The organism is Shewanella phaeophyticola, assembly GCF_025398315.1.
Classification (GTDB): Bacteria; Pseudomonadota; Gammaproteobacteria; order Enterobacterales; family Shewanellaceae; genus Shewanella; species Shewanella phaeophyticola.
Map to the genome: position 1 here is coordinate 1,703,523 of NZ_JAODOQ010000001.1, position 19,933 is coordinate 1,723,455.

The following is a 19,933-nucleotide window of genomic DNA, read 5'->3' on the forward strand; positions in this document are numbered from 1 at the left end:
TCCCCGCTAATAATTCCATTAGATGATTAAATCTTGCAAGCTCCGCCTGCGCAACCGTCATCTTCTTCCTCTACGGCAATCAAGTCGTCAAACTGATCTTTAGCGCCGTCACGGGTGTTATGATAGTACAAAGTCTTAACTCCTAACTTGTACACACTTAACAAATCTTTAAGTAAGGTTTGCATGGGTACACGACCGCCTTCAAATCGGCTAGGGTCGTAGTTAGTGTTAGCTGAAATTGCCTGGTCAATAAACTTCTGCATAATGCCAACAAGTTGGATGTAACCGTCATTGTTTGGCATGTTCCATAACAATTCATACTTGTCTTTAAGTTGGTCAAAGTCAGGTACTACTTGCTTTAATTGTCCGTCTTTACTGGCCTTAACACTGATTAAGCCGCGTGGAGGCTCGATACCGTTAGTCGCATTTGAAATTTGCGATGATGTTTCAGACGGCATTAATGCAGACAAGGTTGAGTTACGTAAACCGTATTGTTTAATATCGCTACGGAGTGTTTCCCAATCCATATGTAATGGTTCATCACAAATCTTATCGAGGTCACGTTTATAAGTGTCGATAGGTAAGATTCCTTGCGAGTAAGTGGTCTCGTTAAATAACGGACATGCACCTTTTTCTTTAGCAAGGTTCATTGACGCTTTCAATAAATAGAACTGAATCGCTTCAAAGGTTTTGTGAGTCAGGTTGTTTGCTGAACCGTCTGAGTACTTCTTGCCATTTTTAGCGAGGTAGTTAGCAAAGTTAATCACACCAACACCTAGGGTACGGCGGTTCATTGAACCAAGCTGTGCGGACTTAATTGGGTAATCTTGATAATCCAATAAATTATCAAGGGCACGTACGGCTAAGTCGGCTAACGGCTCGAGTTCAGATAAATCTTCAATTGCCCCTAAGTTAAGCGCAGACAGTGTACAAAGTGCGATTTCACCATTGGGATCATCAATGTTATTCATTGGCTTAGTCGGCAATGCAATTTCTAAACATAAGTTAGATTGCTTAATTGGCGCGACTTTAGAGTCAAACGGACTATGAGTATTACAGTGGTCACGTTTTGAATGTAGATACGGCCAGTAGAAGCTCGTTCTTGCATCATTAGTGAGAATAACTCAACCGCTTTGATTTGTTTTTTACGGACGTTATTGTCTTGTTCATATTGAAGGTATAAACGTTCAAACTCGGCTTGATCTTCAAAGAAGGCGTCGTAAAGGCCGGGTACGTCTGATGGGCTGAATAAACTGATGTATTCGCCTTTAATCAAACGTTGGTACATGAGTTTGTTTAGCTGTACACCATAATCAAGATGACGAACACGGTTGTCGTCAACACCACGGTTGTTTTTAAGGATACAGTAACGACTCAACTTCTAAATGCCATAACGGGTAGAATAGGGTCGCTGCACCACCGCGTACGCCACCTTGAGAACAAGACTTGACCGCAGTTTGGAAATACTTATAAAAAGGCAAGCAACCTGTGTGGAATGCTTCGCCGCCGCAGAATAGGGCTACCTAACGCGCGGATACGACCTGCGTTAATACCAATACCTGCACGTTGGCTGACATATTTAACGATAGAAGATGCCGTTGCGTTGATTGAATCTAAGCTGTCATCACATTCGATTAATACACATGAACTGAACTGACGCGTAGGTGTACGCACGCCAGACATAATAGGTGTAGGTAATGAAATCTTAAACTGTGAGGTCGCATCGTAAAAATCTTTAATGTACTTTAAGCGCACATCTGCTGGGTAACGTGCAAATAAACACGCCGCCACAAGAATATATAAAAACTGCGCGCTTTCATAAACTTCATGAGTCACACGGTTTTGCACCAGATATTTACCTTCTAACTGCTTAACCGCAGCATAAGAGAAGTTCATATCGCGCCAGTGGTCGATATAGCTGTCTAGAATGTCGATTTCTTCACGAGTGTAGTCGGCCAAAATATGCATATCATATTTGCCCATTTCCACTAAACGCGTCACATGATCGTACAACTTAGGTGGCTCGAACTGACCAAAGGCTTTTTTGCGTAAATGAAATACCGCAAGGCGAGCCGCTAAAAATTGATAATCTGGCGACTCTGGCGAGATTAAGTCAGCAGCGGCTTTAATAATGGTTTCATGAATGGCTTCTGTAGGAATGCCGTCAAAAAACTGCAGGTGAGATCGAAGTTCAACTTCAGATACTGAGACGTTTTTTAATCCCTTGGCTGCCCAAGTGATTACGCGATGAATTTTATCTAAATCGATATTTTCACGTTCGCCACTGCGTTTAGTGACTGTCATATTGCTATTCATTGAAGAGAGGCCTTGGTTCTATATCTGGTCATGTGATCATGTTCAGGATGCTGTAGCTTTGATTCGATCAGAACAAATCACAAAACAGTTCCATGTTAAAACAATCAATGTGAATGGACTTACGGCAATGTCTATCTACACTACACTCACGATACTAACTACGCCTTTTGTACGACAACAACGTAGTGTTTTGATTGTTACCCACACACAAGATATGGTGTTATTTATTAACTGAGATACAAGATAGTGAGGTTTGAGTTGATTTGCAAGCCACAATTACATTAACTTCTTGTGGATAAGTTGAGGATAACGGCTAGGGTTAGTAACGGCTAACCCTAGAGCCCAATTTTTTATAGTGTTTTTGATAGGTGATGTTTTTTCAATCGATAGATTAGAAAAATTTGATCGCTAAAATAAGCAGCGATCAAAATAATCAGCCCATTTTTAGATTGATCTTTTAGCCTATTTGATCTGCGACGTTGGCCGTAATCAATTGAGCACAATTATTCTGAATGTGATTGCAATTCACCCTTGGCTTATTCAACAAAAAATTGATTTAACGACGCGCCATGCTCAAAGTGGCGTTTAGCAGGCCATAAATGTGGATTGTCGGCTGCAGACAAGTAACCCCATAACGCAACGCCACCATGCATGTTGGCATTGTCAGCGGCCACTAAGTCACGCTCTGCATCGCCAAGATATAAAATGTGTTCTGGCGGGACTGCGATTTGCTGTGCCGCTAACAACATAGGCGCGGTATGCGGTTTAGCGTGGCGAGTACTGTCACCGCTTACCATGGCTTTAAGATGAGGTGTTAAGCCGAGTTTATCAACCAATGGCCGAGCAAAACGGGCAGGTTTGTTGGTGACCACCCCATAAGGGATCCCTTGTTGGTCTAATAAAGTCAGCAGCTCTGGTAAATCATCAAATAGACGACTGTGCTGACCGTTTATACGGCCATAATGTTGTAATAGTCCTTGCTGAATACTGATCTGCAAGGCTTCATCTGCATCAGGAATCGCGGTTTTAACCAGAAATAAACTGCCATGGGATGCGGCATGACGCATCTTATCAAGGGGTTGAGCACTAAAACCGGCATCATCTAAACTTAAATTAAGTGCATAAACTAAGTCTGGCGCGGTATCCGCAAGGGTACCGTCAAGATCAAATAGCACGCCTTTAACATCATGTTTATGCACTGTGTGGTTCCTTTTATCCTGAGGGGAATGAAGCTTGAGAGCAGGACACCGATAAACTTAGTGTTTATCGGTGTTACTTGATTGGTAAATACAGTTAGTCGGTTTTTTGTGTGGCAATCATGTAGTTTACATCGACACTATTAGTGTATTTAAATACGCCAGATAATGGATTGTAAGTAATGCCGAGGGCGTCTTTACACAATAAATCTGTGTTATCTATCAGAGCCATAAGCTCAGATGGGCGCATAAACTTGCTGTGGTCATGAGTTCCGACTGGCAGCATTTTCAATAGATACTCGGCACCAATAATCGTTTGCAAGTAAGACATCAAATTGCGATTTATGGTCGAGAAAAATACAAATCCGTTAGGTTTAACCATGTCACAACATGCCTGGATAACCGATTGTGGGTCTGGTACGTGCTCAAGCATTTCCATACAGGTGACGACATCATAGTATTGACGATGATTATCGCGGTGTTCTTCTGCCGTCGTTTTAAGGTAGTTTACTGTTACCCCAGAATCTAATGCATGCAACTTTGCCACTTCTAACGGTTCAGTACCCATGTCGATGCCGTCAACATTTGCACCAATACGCGCCATGCTTTCAGATAAAATCCCGCCACCACAACCAACATCTAATACTTTTTTACCAAATACGCCACCTGAGGTTTGATCAATATAATTTAAGCGTAGTGGGTTCAGTAAATGTAATGGTTTGAACTCGCCATCAAGATCCCACCAAGTTTGCGCCATGGCTTCAAATTTTGCGATTTCTTCAGGATCAACATTGGCCGGTAATTGTTCAGCGTGTGACATAAGCTAACCTAAGTGTCTAATAATGTATGGCGGTTATTATAACGATTACCTTAGCGAATAGTAGTCAACATTACGCTTTTGCCAGGTTGTGCTGGTTATAAAATCACCGTTTAGTATCGCGGCTGACTATTTTTATAAACCAAAGCGCTTAAAGCTGCAGCAGTTTGGCTTTTATGTCGGCATATTGAGTCGATATATTTAGCAAGTGAATATACTAAATTTGCTGAAAATATTGGCTTTTTTATAAATTTTGCCCTGCATAGTACATTTGGCTGGTGTTTGCTCTGGCGACATTAATTATCTGTGTTAGAATGCCAAATCACGTTTTTAAGCTAGATAATAATATGGAATATTTATTGTCAGCTAATTTTAGGGGAACGCGCAGTTTATGACTGATCTGGCATCATCTATTTCGCCAATTAATATCGAAGACGAACTTAAGAATTCTTACCTTGATTACGCCATGAGTGTAATTGTGGGTCGTGCATTACCTGACGTACGTGACGGTTTAAAACCAGTTCACCGTCGCGTATTGTTCGCCATGAGTGAATTAAAAAACGATTGGAACAAACCATATAAAAAATCCGCTCGTGTTGTTGGTGACGTAATTGGTAAATATCACCCACATGGTGATACCGCTGTATACGATACTATTGTTCGTATGGCGCAACCTTTCTCGCTTCGTTACACCTTAGTTGACGGACAAGGAAACTTTGGTTCGGTCGACGGTGACTCTGCAGCTGCAATGCGTTACACCGAAATCCGTATGCAAAAGTTGGCGCACTCGCTGCTTGCCGACCTTGAAAAAGAAACCGTCGACTTTGTTCCTAACTACGACGGCACAGAATTTATTCCTGCGGTATTACCTACCCGTGTACCTAACCTGTTAATTAACGGTTCTTCAGGTATTGCGGTGGGGATGGCGACCAATATTCCGCCACACAACTTAACTGAAGTTGTGCAAGGCTGTTTAGCCTTAATCGCAGAGCCTAGCTTGTCGATTGAACAGTTAATGGAATACATTCCTGGCCATGATTTCCCAACGGCAGCATCGATTAACGGTCGTAAAGGCATTATTGATGCCTATAAAACGGGTCGCGGCCGAGCTGTGATGCGTTCTAAAGCTGAAATCGAAATCGAAGATAATGGTCGTGAACGCATTATCGTTCATGAAATTCCATATCAAGTGAATAAAGCTAAGTTAATTGAAAAAATTGCTGAGCTAGTAAAAGACAAAAAGATTGAAGGCATCAGCGGTTTACGCGACGAGTCTGACAAAGACGGTATGCGTATCGTGATTGAAATCAAGCGCGGCGAAGTGGGCGAAGTTGTATTAAACAACTTATATGCTCAAACGCAAATGCAGTGTTCTTTTGGTATTAACATGGTGGCATTGACCAATGGTCAGCCTAAATTGTTTAACCTTAAAGAAATGCTTGAGTGCTTTATTCTTCACCGTCGTGAAGTGGTTACTCGCCGTACCGTGTTTGAACTGCGTAAAGCGCGCGAACGTGCTCACATTCTTGAAGCACTTGCCATTGCGCTGGCGAACATCGACCCAATCATTGCATTAATTAAAGCCTCTCCAACACCAGCTGAAGCGAAAGTGAAGTTAGTTGCACAAGGGTGGGAATTAGGCCATGTACAAGGCATGCTTGAAAAAGCAGGCGATGATGCTGCACGTCCTGAATGGTTAGAGCCTGAGTATGGCATCCGTGACGGCAAATACTATTTAACAGAACAACAAGCGCAAGCGATTCTTGAATTACGTTTACACCGTTTAACCGGTTTAGAACATGACAAGATTTTAGCTGAATACGAAGACCTATTAGTGCTCATTGCGGGTCTATTATTGATCCTTCGTAGTCCAGAGCGTTTAATGGAAGTCATCAAAGAAGAACTAGAAGAAATTCTAGAACAATATGGCGATGCCCGTCGCACCGTGATCAACGCTAACGAAATTGATATGAGCCTTGAAGACTTAATCAATGAAGAAGACGTTGTGGTGACCTTATCGCACTTAGGTTATGCCAAGTACCAGCCATTGTCTGATTACCAAGCACAACGCCGTGGCGGTAAAGGTAAAGCAGCAACTAAAGTTAAAGACGAAGATTTCGTTGAAAAACTATTGGTTGCTAACACCCATGACACCATTTTGTGTTTCTCTGATTTTGGTAAAATGTATTGGCTTAAAGTGTACCAGTTACCGCTTGCGAGCCGCACAGCTCGTGGCCGTCCAATTGTTAATTTGTTACCACTGTCTGAGGGTGAGCGCATTACTGCGATTTTACCAGTACGTGAATACGCTGATGACAAATACATCATCATGGCGACCGCTGACGGTACCGTGAAGAAAACGGCATTAACAGCTTACAGTAACCCTCGCGCAAACGGCATTATTGCGGTGAACCTAAAAGATGGCGACCAATTAATTGGCGTCGACATTACTGAAGGTAGCGATGACATCATGTTGTTCTCTAACGAAGGTAAAGTGGTTCGCTTTAACGAAAAAGCCCGTGATTCTGAAACCGGTGAAGTGAAGATTGATACTGAAACGGGTGAAGAAATCATTGCATTACGTCCAATGGGTCGTACAGCAACGGGTGTACGTGGTATTAAGCTTGAAGACGGTCAAAAAGTGGTATCACTGATTGTACCTAAAGGTGATGGCGCAATCTTAACGGTAACTGAAAACGGTTATGGTAAGCGTACTGAACTAGACGAATACCCAGCGAAGAGCCGTGGCACTAAAGGTGTGGTATCGATTAAAGTGAGCGAACGTAACGGTTCGGTTGTTGGTGCCGTTCAAGTCGGTGATTTCGACGAAATCATGCTTATTAGTGATAAAGGTACACTTGTTCGTACGCCTGCAGAAGGCGTATCAATCATTGGCCGTAATACTCAAGGTGTGACCATCATCCGTACCGCAGATGACGAGAAAGTCGTTGGCTTGCAACGTATTGAAGAAATTCAAACTGAAGATCTACTCGATGCTGACGGTAATGTGATTGTGCCTGCAGATGCGATTGAAGGTGAAGTTGCTGCAGAGCAACCTGCAACAGACGTAGCTGATGATGCAGAAGGTGACGAACAGGAATAACCTGAACGTAACACCAATGCAATGATAACGAGCGCCTAAGGGCGCTCGTTTTATTTTGCGGAAAATTATTCATCAAAATAGGTAAATAAAGGCCTATTCAACAGCACATAAAGCCCTTAGTATTAACGGCTATTATGATAGTAATCGTATGCTCAGTTGTGTCGACAGGGCATATGATTGTTATGAGTACAAACTGAATCAAGGAGTTGTCTGTGAGCGCGATTTATAATTTCTGTGCGGATTCTGCGATGTTACCTCAAGCTGTAATGCAAAAAGCACAACAGGAATTAATCAATTGGAATGGTCTTGGTGTCTCCGTAATGGAAATAAGCCATCGGAGTAAAGAGTTTATCGCCTTAACTGAGCAGGCTGAAACCACCTTGCGCCAGTTAATGCACATTCCAAAAAACTATCACGTGTTATTTATGCACGGTGGTGGCCGCGCTCAGTTTTCTAATGTGGTGAATAACTTTTTAGGCGACAACGGCCGTGCCTTGTATTTAATCAGTGGCCAATGGTCGTCTTCGGCAGTTATTGAAGCACGCAAAATGGTTGGTGAAAGTCAAATTGACAGTCTTAATATTGTTGAAAACGTTGACGGACTAAACCAGGTTAATTTGCCAGATCTTAATGCTATCGATAAAGACTATCGTTATGTGCATTACTGCTCTAATGAAACCGTTGACGGTATTGAAATCTTTGAAGAGCTAGAAAGCCCATGGCCAGTGGTTGCCGATCTGTCATCGACCATTATGTCTCATGACATTGATGTCAGTAAATATGGTCTTATTTATGCTGGTGCACAAAAAAACATTGACTCATCGGGCTTATCAATTGTGATTGTACGTGACGACATGCTTAAGTTACCTGCATTGCCACAATCGTCTATCATGGATTACCGTGTTGCGGTTGAGCATGGCTCAATGTTTAATACGCCGCCCACGTTTGCATGGTACTTGGCATCAGAAGTGTTTGCCTGGCTAGCGGCAAATGGTGGCGTGAGTGCAATGGCTGAGGTCAATCAACAAAAAGCAGCATTACTGTATGATTGTATCGATTCAAATCCATTTTATAAAAATGGTGTTGCGCCGCACAATCGTTCGCGCATGAACGTCACTTTCCAATTGGTCAATGACACTCTTGATGGCGAGTTTTTAAAACAGGCAGAGCAGGCGGGTTTAGTTGCGCTTAAAGGCCATCGTATTGTCGGCGGCATGCGCGCCAGCATTTATAATGCGATGCCATTAGCAGGTGTGCAAAAACTGGTTGATTTTATGAATCAATTTGCCCAACAACATGCTTAACGGTTATTGCCATTGCTAACGCCTCAACTGAGGCGTTAAATCAATAAAAGCTCTTTTAGCGTAAATTGTGGATGACTCATCACTTATCTTTGCACAGTTTTACGCTTAAATACGTGTTTGTTAACCCCTTTTTAACCGCATAAGCTTTATAGTCTTTCCATGGTGTTTTGACACTCATGGAGACATATAATGACCACCCCAACAGCAACAAAACCGCCTATTCATAAGGCCAGTATTAACCCATTACAACTGCCTAAAAGTACCAAGTTGGCAGTGGCATATTGCTTTGTGGTGATCGTGCCGGTTGTCATAGCACAGCTTTTAGGTATGCAAATTGAAGGTATTTACACCAGCATATTAAGTGCGGTTAACTTACTTGCAATGAGTGTGTTTTTTATGCAATTTCCGCTTGCGGGTCGCATCAAGCAATTACCTTTGTTCGCCAATATTGACTGGGGGATCACCAAACACAAACAGCTCGGGCAGTATTTAGGCATATTCTTTTTCTTACATCCCATTTTGATTTTGCTGCCTAAAGCCATGATGTCATTTGACGACTTTAGTGTCAGTCTCATCAGCGCAATTACGTCACCCCATTTATTAACAGGGATCCTCGCCTGGGTAACGATGGCAGTGTGGGTGTTAATGTCGGTGTTTAAAGATAAGCTCAATATCAAATATGAAACCTGGCGTTTTCTGCATGTGATTGGCTTTAGCATTATCGCCACACTGGCAACACTGCATATCACCACAGTGGGCAGTCATGGCCAGTATAATCAACAATTTAATGTAACTTGGTGGCTGCTATATGCCGTTTCTATGACATTAATTGTTTATAACTATGTCATTAAACCGCGTTTAATTAAGCAACGCCCTTATGCCATTTCTCATGTTGAAAAAATGAATGAGTCTGATTGGCAGGTTAACATTGCACCTACCACTTCCAATACTCTGGCATATCAACCTGGACAATTTGTTTGGCTCAATACGACGGGCAACCCTTACAGCTTTGAGCAACATCCATTTTCAATTGTGAAAGGTGCTGAGCAAGGCCAATTAGGGTTTATTATTAGAGCACTTGGCGATTATACCTCGTCACTTGATCAATTAACTGTAGGTCAAACCGTGTTTGTTGATGATCCCTACGGCTGCATGACGCTAGATCAAAGCCAGCTTGCCAGTGGTATCACCCTCATCGCCGGCGGAGCGGGGATTGCACCAATGTTAAGCTTATTACGCCAACTTGCCGCGCAACATGATCCACGGCCTATTCGGTTGCTCTATGCTAACCGCACCCAGGCGCGCATGGTGTATGTTGATGAGTTAGTTGAGCTTGAAAAGACCATGATCGATTTTAAAGTACAGCTAGTATGTGAACAGCTAAATGTGCATGATGACAGCTTACCGAGTTACCTCGTACCAGGACTGATTAACCAAACGCTTATCAATGGCACCATGACAACAGGTAAAGAGTCACAATGGGCGTTTTACTTATGTGAGCCAAAAGGGATGATTTCTGCAACGACAACACATTTACACACGTTAGGCATTACTCAACCGCAAATTAGTTTTGAACAACTTGCATTTTAGGAGCGCAGCATGCCAATTAAACAAATTTCTGGATGTATTGGTTGTGAGGCTTGCGTTAAAAGTTGTCCAACCGATGTTATCCATATGAATAAAGAAACAAATAAAGCCGAAATACGTTATCCAGAAGACTGCCAAATCTGTCATTTATGCAGGCTGTATTGTCCTGTAGGGGCGATTACTATCACGCCCGATAAAAGTATCCCTGTTATGGTTTCGTGGAGGTAATGATGAACCCTAAAGCTAACTTATCGCGTCGTCAGTTTATTGGTATTGCTGGCGGCATTGCAGGGGCTGCAGCATTAGCCAATATTCCGTTTGATGCACCCGCGCAAGAAAATAAACCTAAAATTGACAGTAATGGTTTCGATATAGAAAATCGCCACCTTGACGTATTGATTATTGGTGGCGGCATGGCCGGTGTGTTTGCGGCGGTAAAAGCCCATGACGCTGGCGCTAAAGTGTTGATGGTGTCTAAAGGTCGTGTTGGCAGCTCTGGGTTAACTCCTTTTGCCAAAGGTATTTTTAGTTACGATAAAGCTAATGCTAGCATGAGCATTGATGAATTTGTCGACACAGTGACAGAATCTGCAATACAAACCAACAACCCTGTGTTTACCAGGCAACTTGCCGAACATTCTTATGCGCGGGTACAAGAATTAAAGGATTGGGGTTTTTTTGACTCGCCACTCTATAATCACAGTTTTATGAAGCCTCTGAATGAGCGTAATATACCGATTGAAGAGCGCATGATGGTTACTCATCTACTCAAACAAGATGGCCGTGTGGTTGGCGCGTCAGGATTTAGTTTAGATCTGCAAAAAATCGTTCATTACCATGCAAAAACCGTAGTGTTATGCACCGGCTCAGGTGGGTTTAAACCCAATGGCTTTCCGGTATGCGACTTAACCCATGATGGCACCATCATGGCTTATAAAATTGGTGCAAAAGTCACCGGTAAAGAATGGAACGATGGTCATCCCGGCTCTGCTAAAAACTCTGGGTCAAGCTACGATAATTGGCATGGGCAAATTGAAGAAAAGCCATCGATCACCTCAGCGCAAATTAACCATCACTTGGGTGTAGATATGAATTATCAAGCATACACACAAGGTGCGCCCGTTATGATGATGCCACCAAGGCCTCAACGCCCAGGCGAGAAGCCTAAACAGCAAGCCGTAACTCAACAAGCGGTCTTTCCTGCTGGTAGCCATTTGTGCCAGCAGCATTTAAACAATCAGTAAGCCACCCCCAAAACCACCAGAACAAGGGTTTTTACGTGGTTTGGTGTCAAGTAAAGGTCACTCTTACCCACCAGGTATGGGCGGCGAGCAAGTGGGCGGTTCAAGTGCTGGGATGGCAATTCATAAATCAGAAGGGCTAGTGCCAATTAATGCCCAAGGTTTGTCGACTATTCCTGGTTTATATGCCGCAGGTGATGCCTTAGGTTCTTATATGTCGGGCGGTATTTATACCCAAATTGGTTCATCTTTAGCGGGTTCAGCGGTACAAGGAGCAATTGCAGGGGCTGCGGCAGCCAATGACAGTCTCGGTATGGCCAGCAAGTTAGATGTGTCTGAACAATATTTGGCATTGGTTAATCAGCAAATTTTAGCGCCATTAAAGCGTGAACGTGGTTATAGCCCCGCTTGGGTGACTCAAGTGTTGCAGGGAGTGATGATCCCAAACTTTGTGCTTTACATCAAAAAAGAGCGCATGATGCAAGCCGCGTTAGCGTATGTTGAGGAGCTCAATGAGCACCATGTTCCCATGTTGATGGCAGATGATTTACATGCGCTTCGCTTAGCGCACGAAACTGAAAATATGATCATCACCGCAGAGATGAAGCTCAAAGCATCTATTATGCGCAAAGAAAGTCGCTGTAGTCATTACCGTTTAGACTGTCCTGATATTGATTACGAAAACTGGCAAGCGTGGATAAACATCTCTAAAGATGAAAAAGGCAACATGGTATTAGAAAAGCAACCATTTGAGAGTTGGCCCCACTTTAGTTAGGCATTCTGAGATGAAAAAACCGACTGTTAAAGTCGGTTTTTTTCTTTAGCTTGTTATTTGATTACTGCCGCGATTGATTTAGCAAGATAATCAACGTTTGCTTCGCTAATACCGGCAATGCTAATGCGGCTTGAACCGACCATATACACACTGAACTCTTGCTTTAAAGTGGCTACTTGCTCAGGGGTTACCCCTAAAAATGAAAACATGCCTTTTTGACGAGCGATAAAGCTAAAGTCTCGCTCAACACCATTCGCTTTTAGCTGGTTAACCAGCATCTCACGATTGCCGTTAATGCGATCGCGCATAACGGTTAACTCTTCTAGCCATTGCTGTTTAAGTGCAGGGGTACCGAGAATGGTTTCAACTATGGCCGCGCCATGTGCTGGCGGCATCGAATAAATACAGCGGATAACATACAATAATACCGATTGCGCGATATCGGCCGTGGCGCTGTCTTTTGCAACAATAGTGCAAGCACCGATGCGTCTCGCGGTAAAGGCCAAAGTTTTTAGAGCATGAGCTACATAAAATCATGCTTTCCACTGCCGCAGCCATTTGACGCACGCCGTAAGCATCTTCGTCAACACCATCCCCAAAACCCTGATAAGCCATGTCTATTAGTGGTGTAAAACCTTGTTTCACCGTAACCTTAACCACTTCATCCCACTGCTCAGGGGTTAAATCCATGCCGCTTGGATTATGGCAACATGCGTGCAATAACACTACATCGTCTTTACCTATGGTGTTTAAGGTTGCCAACATTTGTTCAAACTTGAGGCTCTTGGTGTCGTAATCATAATATGGGTAGGTCTTTACCGTAATACCCGCTGCTTCAAATAAACCAGTATGGTTGTACCCATGTAGGGTCACTCACCCATAAAACGGCATTAGGGTTACAGCGGGCAATAAAATCAGCCGCTACGCGCAATGCGCCAGTTCCGCCTGGGGTTGATACAGTACGTACTCGGTTGGCTATAAGTGCACTGTGACTGGCGCCAAAGGCTAATTCAGCCATTAACTGATTAAAGGGAGCTGAACCCGTTGGCCGATATAGACCTTAGTTGTTTCTGTGTCTAGACGGATTTTTTCAGCGGCTTTTACACAGTCTAAAATCGGAGTGTGACCCGCAGGATCTTTATAAACCCCAACGCCTAAATCAACTTTATTGGGATGTCTGTCTTCACGATATTGCGTCAAAAGACCCAAAATTGGATCAGACGGTAAGGCTTTTAGGGTATCAAACATGAATGGAACCTTGTATTGACTATTTGCACTAAGCATAACGTGCTTTAAACACAGAGTTAAAGTCAAAATTGGCCGCCTAGATAATAAAATGCTTATTGAGATTTTTTCAATTGGAAAGTTAAATGAACGGACAAATAATACTGTCATATCGAGAGATTATCTGCTGTAATGGTGCTCCATTACAGCATTTGGTCTATGTTAACGCGAAATCGTGTTGAATAGTCGATGTTAACAGACATAAATAATTCATTTTATGCTTGATATCACTGTGACGATCCGTATTTTATAAGCATCAATGAGTCGCTCGCACTGAATGGACTATGTAATGAATTTGTTCCACTTGATTTACGCTGTTTAGCAATAACTGAGTGATGTTTACCACCAAGATTAATCTGACGTTAATCTGTAGCAAAAGAAGAAAGCGAATGAAGCAACTGCGTCTTAACCCAATTACGTGCATCAACGGCGAAATTAATATTCCTGGCTCTAAAAGTATTTCTAACCGTGCATTACTGTTAGCTACACTCGCTAAGGGCAGTACCACTCTAACCAATTTACTTGATTCAGATGACATCCGTTATATGTTGGCATCGCTTAAGCAACTAGGTATTCAGTACAGTTTAAGTGACGACAAAACTGTGTGTGTGGTTGAAGGCAACGGCGTACCAATATCGTCTGACACCGTTCAAAATTTATTTTTAGGCAATGCAGGCACCGCAATGCGTCCTTTGTGTGCAGCGTTGACGTTAGGTCAGGGTGAATTCACCTTAACGGGTGAGCCGCGCATGGAAGAACGTCCTATTGGCGACTTAGTGGATGCGTTGCGTCAATTAGGCGCCGATGTGACTTACCTTAAAAACGATGGATTTCCACCATTAACCATTAATGCAACAGGCCTTAATGGCGGTGATGTCGAAATTGCCGGCGATTTATCAAGTCAGTTTTTAACGGCTTTGTTGATGGTTGCGCCGCTCACTAAAGATAGCGTAAACATTAAAATTAAAGGCGAGTTAGTGTCTAAGCCTTATATCGATATTACTATTGCCTTGATGAAGCAGTTTGGTGTTGAAGTGATTAACCATCAATATCAACGTTTTGAAATTAAAGCCGGTCAACAGTATGTATCACCTGGTAAAGTGTTAGTTGAAGGCGATGCCTCATCTGCATCGTACTTTTTAGCGGCGGGTGCCATTCAAGGCGGTGAAGTCAAAGTCACCGGCGTTGGCCGTTTAAGTATTCAAGGCGATGTAAAATTTGCCGATGCATTAGCACAAATGGGCGCTCAAATAGAGTGGGGCGATGATTACATCATTGCCCGTAAATCGCCATTAACCGCCATCGAAATGGACATGAACCACATCCCTGATGCGGCCATGACCATTGCTACCGCTGCGCTATTTGCTAAAGGCACCACCAAACTGACTAATATTTACAACTGGCGCATTAAAGAAACCGACCGATTAGCCGCAATGGCGACAGAGCTGCGCAAAGTGGGCGCAATTGTTGATGAAGGTCATGACTACATTACCATTACGCCACCAGATCAGTTAAACACTGCCGATATTGATACTTACAACGATCACCGCATGGCGATGTGTTTTTCAATGTTGGCTTTCGCTGATTGTGGTATTACCATCAACGATCCAGACTGTACTTCTAAAACGTTTCCAGACTACTTTGCCCAGTTTAGTCGTTTAGCTAAATAAGCTGATAACCTCGGTTTACCCGTCGCCGTTTTGTGTTTCTTTACAATACAAAAGGGCGATCTTGGTTTAAATATCTAAAAATTCATCAGTAATTAACATTTATTTGTTATACAATGCGCGCGCTTAATTTTGGTAACCCCCTTTTTTACTTTCAGGGAAGATAGATTATTTTCGGAGGAAATTATGTCTGAACGGTCTCCAGTGATCACAGTTGATGGCCCTAGCGGTGCAGGGAAAGGGACGATCTGCCAATTATTGGCGCAGCATTTAGGCTGGCATTTGTTAGACAGTGGTGCAATTTATCGTGTGTTAGCGTTAGCCGCTATTCACCATGATGTAGAACTCGAAAACGAAGAAGCCTTAACACTATTAGCAGCCCATCTTGACGTACAATTTTTAACGGGTACTGAAAACGATGCCATTAAGGTGATTTTAGAAGGCGAGGATGTTACCAGCACCATTCGCACTCAAGAATGCTCAAATGCCGCCTCTAAAGTGGCTGCATTACCGCGTGTTCGCGAAGCATTATTACGTCGTCAACGTGCATTTTGCGCAGCGCCAGGTTTAGTGGCCGACGGCCGTGATATGGGAACGGTCGTTTTCTCTAAAGCACCTGTAAAAATATTTTTAACTGCGTCCGCTGAAGAACGGGCGCAAAGACGCTATAATCAGTTGCAGGACAAGGGCTTCGATGTTAAAATCGATCGCCTTTTAGCTGAAATTATCGAACGAGATGAACGCGATATTAATCGTGCCGCCTCGCCATTAGTTCCTGCTGAAGACGCACTTGTTATTGACACAAGCGGCGTAGGCATTGACGATGTGTTAAAGCAAGTGCTTGAATATGTTGAACAAAAAATTACTGTAGCCTAATCGAATTCCCGGTTAACGCGCACAGTAGGTATTCGTGTTAAGGATGATACGAATAATATTACTAGACTCCACATCTAGGATGGATGGTGGTTTATTTAATGAAAGTAACCTAAAACATGACTGAATCTTTTGCTGATCTCATTTGAACAATCCCTTCAAACCCTAGAGTTCCGTCCAGGTTCTATCGTTCGTGGTACAGTTGTTGCCATCGAAAACGGTATGGTACTTGTTGACGCAGGCCTTAAGTCTGAAAGCCCAATCTCTGCTGACGAATTCAAAAACGCACAAGGCGTTTTAGAAATTCAAGTAGGCGATGAAGTTGACGTAGCGCTTGACTCTGTTGAAGATGGCTTTGGTGAGACTCAATTGTCTCGTGAAAAAGCTAAGCGTCATGAAGCTTGGATCGTTCTAGAAAAAGCGTACGAAGATGCTGAAACTGTAATCGGTATCATCAATGGTAAAGTTAAAGGTGGTTTCACTGTTGAATTAAACGGTATCCGTGCCTTCTTACCAGGTTCTCTAGTTGACGTGCGCCCAGTTCGCGACACCGCTCACTTAGAGTACAAAGAATTAGAATTCAAAGTTATCAAGCTTGACCAGAAGCGCAACAACGTTGTTGTTTCTCGTCGTGCAGTTATCGAATCTGAAAGCAGTGCAGAACGTGATGCACTTCTTGAAAATCTACAAGAAGGCCAAGCAGTTAAAGGTATCGTTAAGAACCTTACTGACTACGGTGCATTCGTAGATTTAGGTGGAGTTGACGGTCTATTACATATCACTGATATGGCGTGGAAGCGTGTTAAGCACCCATCTGAAATCGTTAATGTTGGTGACGAAATCAACGTTAAAGTTCTTAAGTATGACCGTGAGCGTACTCGCGTATCACTAGGTCTTAAGCAACTTGGCGAAGATCCATGGTTAGAAATCAGCAAGCGTTACCCAGAAAGCACTAAGCTTACTGGTCGCGTAACTAACCTTACTGACTATGGCTGCTTCGTAGAAATCGAAGAAGGCGTTGAAGGTTTAGTACACGTTTCTGAAATGGATTGGACTAACAAGAACATTCACCCATCTAAAGTTGTTAACCTAGGTGATGAAGTTGAAGTGTTAGTACTAGACATCGATGAAGAACGTCGTCGTATTTCTCTAGGCCTTAAACAGTGTAAAGTTAACCCATGGGATGACTTCGCGACTAAGTTTAACAAAGGCGACAAAGTATCTGGTAAGATCAAGTCAATCACTGACTTCGGTATCTTTATCGGTCTTGACGGTGGAATCGATGGTCTTGTTCACTTATCTGACATTTCTTGGAACGGTACTGGCGAAGACGCAGTGTCTGAATACAAGAAAGGCGACGAAATCCACGCAGTGGTTCTATCTGTAGACCCAGAGCGTGAGCGCATCAGCTTAGGTGTTAAGCAAACTGAAGATGATCCATTCAACGCATACTTAGCTGACAAGAAGAAAGGCACCGTAGTTAACGGTACTGTTTCTGCTGTTGACGCAAAAGGTGTTACAGTTGAATTAGCAGAAACAGTTGAAGGTTACATCCGTGTAGCTGACATTTCTGCAGAGCGCATCGAAGATGCATCTACTGTATACTCAGTAGGTGACGCAATCGAAGCTAAGTTCATGGGTGTAGATCGTAAGAACCGTTCTATCAGCTTATCTATCAAAGCGAAAGATGAAGCTGAACAGAAAGAAGCGATTGCTACTCTGAACAAGCAAGATGACGTTGTAATGAGCAGTGCGATGGCTGAAGCTTTCAAAGCAGCTCGTAAGTAATCGAAAATCGTCTGTTGTATGGGGACACCGTCCCCATTAGGCGACTGTGTTTGGCTTGATAATATGGGATAGCAAAGATGACAAAATCTGAACTGATCGAAAAACTCGCCACTAGGCAGTCGCAATTGTCGGCGAAAGAAGTGGAAAGTGCAATCAAAGAGATGTTGGAGCAAATGGCAACAACATTAGAAGGCGGTGATCGTATAGAAATCCGTGGCTTTGGTAGTTTTTCTCTTCACTATCGTGCACCTCGTACTGGTCGTAACCCAAAAACAGGCACATCTGTTGAATTGGAAGGCAAGTATGTACCGCACTTTAAGCCTGGCAAAGAACTGCGCGAACGTGTCGATGCTGTTAATGTTTGATTAACGCTTTAATAAAAAGCCTCCTTTTGGAGGCTTTTTTGTATCTAAACACAGTCAATGCTGGTCAGCTTAGTAAATTTCTTGGATAATCATTATATTGATGCGTATACATGGAGAATAACGTGAGATCTTTTATTGTCATTGTACTAATTGGATTACTGTTTGTTTTAGCCTTATTGTTTGGCGCTAAAAACGAACAAATTGTCACTTTGAGTTACTTTATTGCCGAAGGTGAATACCGCTTACCCGTCGTACTTGCGAGTGTGTTTTTTGGTGGGTTTATCATTAGTTGGATATTTGCGAGCTTTTACATTATTAAGCTTAAACTGGCATTACGTAAAAGTAATAAAGCACTCAAAAAATTTACCACAGTTGATGCGATAAACATCGACGTACCCGCTAAGGATCAAGCTGTCTAGTATGCTAGAAATCTTGTTCTTGCTATTACCCATTGCCGCTGGATACGGTTGGTACATGGGGCGACGCAGTATTCGCCATAGTGATAGCCAACAAAGTAAGAAATTAAGCCGAGACTATTTTACTGGGCTTAATTTTTTACTGTCAAATGAGTCAGATAAAGCTGTAGACTTATTTATTAGCATGTTAGATGTGGATGATGAAACCATTGATACACACTTATCATTAGGGTCATTGTTTCGTAAGCGTGGTGAAGTAGACCGCTCAATTCGGATCCATCAAAATTTAATTGCTCGCCCAAGTTTAACCAATGAACAGCGCGATATCGCGATGATGGAGTTGGGTAAAGATTACATGGCGGCAGGTTTTTATGACCGTGCAGAAGAAATCTTTACTAATTTGGTTAACCAAGACGATCACAGCGAAGAAGCTGAAACACAGCTTATCTTGATTTACCAGGTGACCAAAGAATGGCAAAACGCCATTGATATTACTAAGCGTCTTCCACGCAAGCGCCAACAAGCGCTAAAAAACACCACCGCCCATTTTTATTGCCAGCTTGCCGATGAAACACCTAACGACGCCGATAAAATAAAAAAACTGCAACAAGCCATCAAACAAGATGCCAAATGCGGCCGTGCCTGGTTAACCCTTGCCAAAATTTACCTCGACGCAGGGCAATTTGATCAATGTAAACAAGCGCTGTCAGAGCTCAAAGTGGCCGACATCGACTTATTTGCCGATGGCGTTGCTATTGCAAAACAAGTCTATCGCGATACTCAAGACCCAGAAGGCTTTCATGAGCTGCTTGCCAAAGCGATTGCCGACGGTGCAGGCGCGAGCGTCGTCGTCGCCCTAGCCGAACATAAAATCACACTAAACCAACACCAAAGCGCTGAAACCATGATGCTTGATAATCTATATCGCCATCCCACCATGAAAGGGTTTCAGCACTTAATGAAATTACACATAAAACAAGCAGAAGATGGCCAGGCAAAACAAAGTTTATCTATGCTTGAGCAGCTTGTTGAACAACAAATTAAATTCCGCCCAAGTTATCGCTGTACCGCCTGTGGTTTTCCATCTCACGGATTATATTGGCATTGCCCGTCATGTAAACAGTGGGGCAGTATTAAGCGTATTAAAGGCCTGGACGGTGAATAACCCCGCTCAAAACACTCTATAATAATTAACACATGC

Annotated in this window: 13 protein-coding genes and 3 pseudogenes; 12 read left to right on the plus strand and 4 right to left on the minus strand. The window is 42.9% G+C overall.

Annotated features, from left to right (window positions below; all coding sequences use genetic code 11):
* Positions 1–26: 26 nt before the first annotated feature.
* The 3 genes and pseudogenes from nrdA to ubiG all read right to left on the minus strand — a co-directional run bounded on the left by nrdA (position 27) and on the right by ubiG (position 4,332).
* Positions 27–2,316, minus strand: a pseudogene (gene nrdA, locus N4T56_RS08030) (class 1a ribonucleoside-diphosphate reductase subunit alpha).
* Positions 2,317–2,852: 536 nt separating this feature from the next.
* On the minus strand, positions 2,853–3,515 hold the full coding sequence (locus N4T56_RS08035; RefSeq protein ID WP_261732843.1) for an HAD family hydrolase: 663 nt from the start codon (positions 3,513–3,515) through the stop codon (positions 2,853–2,855).
* A gap of 94 nt (positions 3,516–3,609) precedes the next feature.
* Positions 3,610–4,332: a bifunctional 2-polyprenyl-6-hydroxyphenol methylase/3-demethylubiquinol 3-O-methyltransferase UbiG gene (gene ubiG / locus N4T56_RS08040; RefSeq protein ID WP_261732844.1), complete on the minus strand. Its 723-nt coding sequence runs from the start codon at positions 4,330–4,332 to the stop codon at positions 3,610–3,612.
* A 388-nt stretch (positions 4,333–4,720) separates the two neighbouring features.
* Here ubiG and gyrA point away from each other — a divergent pair, with 388 nt between their 5' ends.
* The 6 genes from gyrA (at position 4,721) to N4T56_RS08070 (ending at position 12,339) form a co-directional block, all read left to right on the plus strand.
* Positions 4,721–7,432: a DNA gyrase subunit A gene (gyrA, locus tag N4T56_RS08045; RefSeq protein ID WP_261732845.1), complete on the plus strand. Its 2,712-nt coding sequence runs from the start codon at positions 4,721–4,723 to the stop codon at positions 7,430–7,432.
* A gap of 212 nt (positions 7,433–7,644) precedes the next feature.
* Positions 7,645–8,736 carry a 3-phosphoserine/phosphohydroxythreonine transaminase gene (gene serC, locus N4T56_RS08050; protein ID WP_261732846.1) on the plus strand — a complete coding sequence of 364 codons (1,092 nt, stop codon included), beginning with the start codon at positions 7,645–7,647 and terminating at the stop codon, positions 8,734–8,736.
* Between the two features lie 189 nt (positions 8,737–8,925).
* Positions 8,926–10,326: a ferredoxin reductase family protein gene (locus tag N4T56_RS08055; RefSeq protein ID WP_261732847.1), complete on the plus strand. Its 1,401-nt coding sequence runs from the start codon at positions 8,926–8,928 to the stop codon at positions 10,324–10,326.
* Positions 10,327–10,335: 9 nt separating this feature from the next.
* Complete coding sequence (locus tag N4T56_RS08060; RefSeq protein ID WP_137227248.1) at positions 10,336–10,551, plus strand: 4Fe-4S dicluster domain-containing protein; 216 nt, start codon at positions 10,336–10,338, stop codon at positions 10,549–10,551.
* Positions 10,551–11,567: an FAD-binding protein gene (locus tag N4T56_RS08065; protein ID WP_261732848.1), complete on the plus strand. Its 1,017-nt coding sequence runs from the start codon at positions 10,551–10,553 to the stop codon at positions 11,565–11,567. The genes N4T56_RS08060 and N4T56_RS08065 overlap by 1 nt, the downstream gene beginning before the upstream one ends.
* Before the next feature lie 43 nt (positions 11,568–11,610).
* The gene (locus N4T56_RS08070; protein WP_261734778.1) at positions 11,611–12,339 is read left to right on the plus strand and encodes an FAD-dependent oxidoreductase; all 729 of its coding nucleotides are present in this window, start codon (positions 11,611–11,613) and stop codon (positions 12,337–12,339) included.
* 53 nt (positions 12,340–12,392) lie between these two features.
* Here N4T56_RS08070 and N4T56_RS08075 read toward each other — a convergent pair.
* Positions 12,393–13,587, minus strand: a pseudogene (locus N4T56_RS08075) (amino acid aminotransferase).
* Positions 13,588–14,012: 425 nt separating this feature from the next.
* Here N4T56_RS08075 and aroA point away from each other — a divergent pair.
* The 6 genes and pseudogenes from aroA to lapB all read left to right on the plus strand — a co-directional run bounded on the left by aroA (position 14,013) and on the right by lapB (position 19,897).
* On the plus strand, positions 14,013–15,293 hold the full coding sequence (aroA, locus tag N4T56_RS08080) for a 3-phosphoshikimate 1-carboxyvinyltransferase (RefSeq protein WP_261732849.1): 1,281 nt from the start codon (positions 14,013–14,015) through the stop codon (positions 15,291–15,293).
* 183 nt (positions 15,294–15,476) lie between these two features.
* A complete protein-coding gene (gene cmk / locus N4T56_RS08085) occupies positions 15,477–16,166 on the plus strand; it encodes a (d)CMP kinase (protein ID WP_261732850.1) in 690 nt (229 codons plus the stop codon).
* 116 nt (positions 16,167–16,282) lie between these two features.
* A pseudogene (rpsA, locus tag N4T56_RS08090) lies at positions 16,283–17,951 on the plus strand (30S ribosomal protein S1).
* 77 nt (positions 17,952–18,028) lie between these two features.
* Positions 18,029–18,316, plus strand: a complete 288-nt coding sequence (ihfB, locus tag N4T56_RS08095) for an integration host factor subunit beta (protein ID WP_188920789.1) — start codon at positions 18,029–18,031, stop codon at positions 18,314–18,316.
* A 122-nt stretch (positions 18,317–18,438) separates the two neighbouring features.
* A complete protein-coding gene (locus tag N4T56_RS08100; protein ID WP_188920792.1) occupies positions 18,439–18,735 on the plus strand; it encodes a LapA family protein in 297 nt (98 codons plus the stop codon).
* A 1-nt stretch (position 18,736) separates the two neighbouring features.
* Positions 18,737–19,897, plus strand: a complete 1,161-nt coding sequence (gene lapB, locus N4T56_RS08105) for a lipopolysaccharide assembly protein LapB (protein ID WP_261732851.1) — start codon at positions 18,737–18,739, stop codon at positions 19,895–19,897.
* The last annotated feature ends 36 nt before the right edge of the window (positions 19,898–19,933 follow it).

Excerpts from the sequence above, each read along its gene's own strand:
- ihfB (WP_188920789.1), top strand. The coding sequence starts at position 18,029 with ATGACAAAATCTGAACTGATCGAAAAACTCGCCACTAGGCAGTCGCAA.
- ubiG (WP_261732844.1), bottom strand. The coding sequence starts at position 4,332 with ATGTCACACGCTGAACAATTACCGGCCAATGTTGATCCTGAAGAAATC.
- N4T56_RS08055 (WP_261732847.1), top strand. The coding sequence starts at position 8,926 with ATGACCACCCCAACAGCAACAAAACCGCCTATTCATAAGGCCAGTATT.
- N4T56_RS08065 (WP_261732848.1), top strand. The coding sequence starts at position 10,551 with ATGATGAACCCTAAAGCTAACTTATCGCGTCGTCAGTTTATTGGTATT.
- aroA (WP_261732849.1), top strand. The coding sequence starts at position 14,013 with ATGAAGCAACTGCGTCTTAACCCAATTACGTGCATCAACGGCGAAATT.
- gyrA (WP_261732845.1), top strand. The coding sequence starts at position 4,721 with ATGACTGATCTGGCATCATCTATTTCGCCAATTAATATCGAAGACGAA.
- cmk (WP_261732850.1), top strand. The coding sequence starts at position 15,477 with ATGTCTGAACGGTCTCCAGTGATCACAGTTGATGGCCCTAGCGGTGCA.
- N4T56_RS08060 (WP_137227248.1), top strand. The coding sequence starts at position 10,336 with ATGCCAATTAAACAAATTTCTGGATGTATTGGTTGTGAGGCTTGCGTT.
- lapB (WP_261732851.1), top strand. The coding sequence starts at position 18,737 with ATGCTAGAAATCTTGTTCTTGCTATTACCCATTGCCGCTGGATACGGT.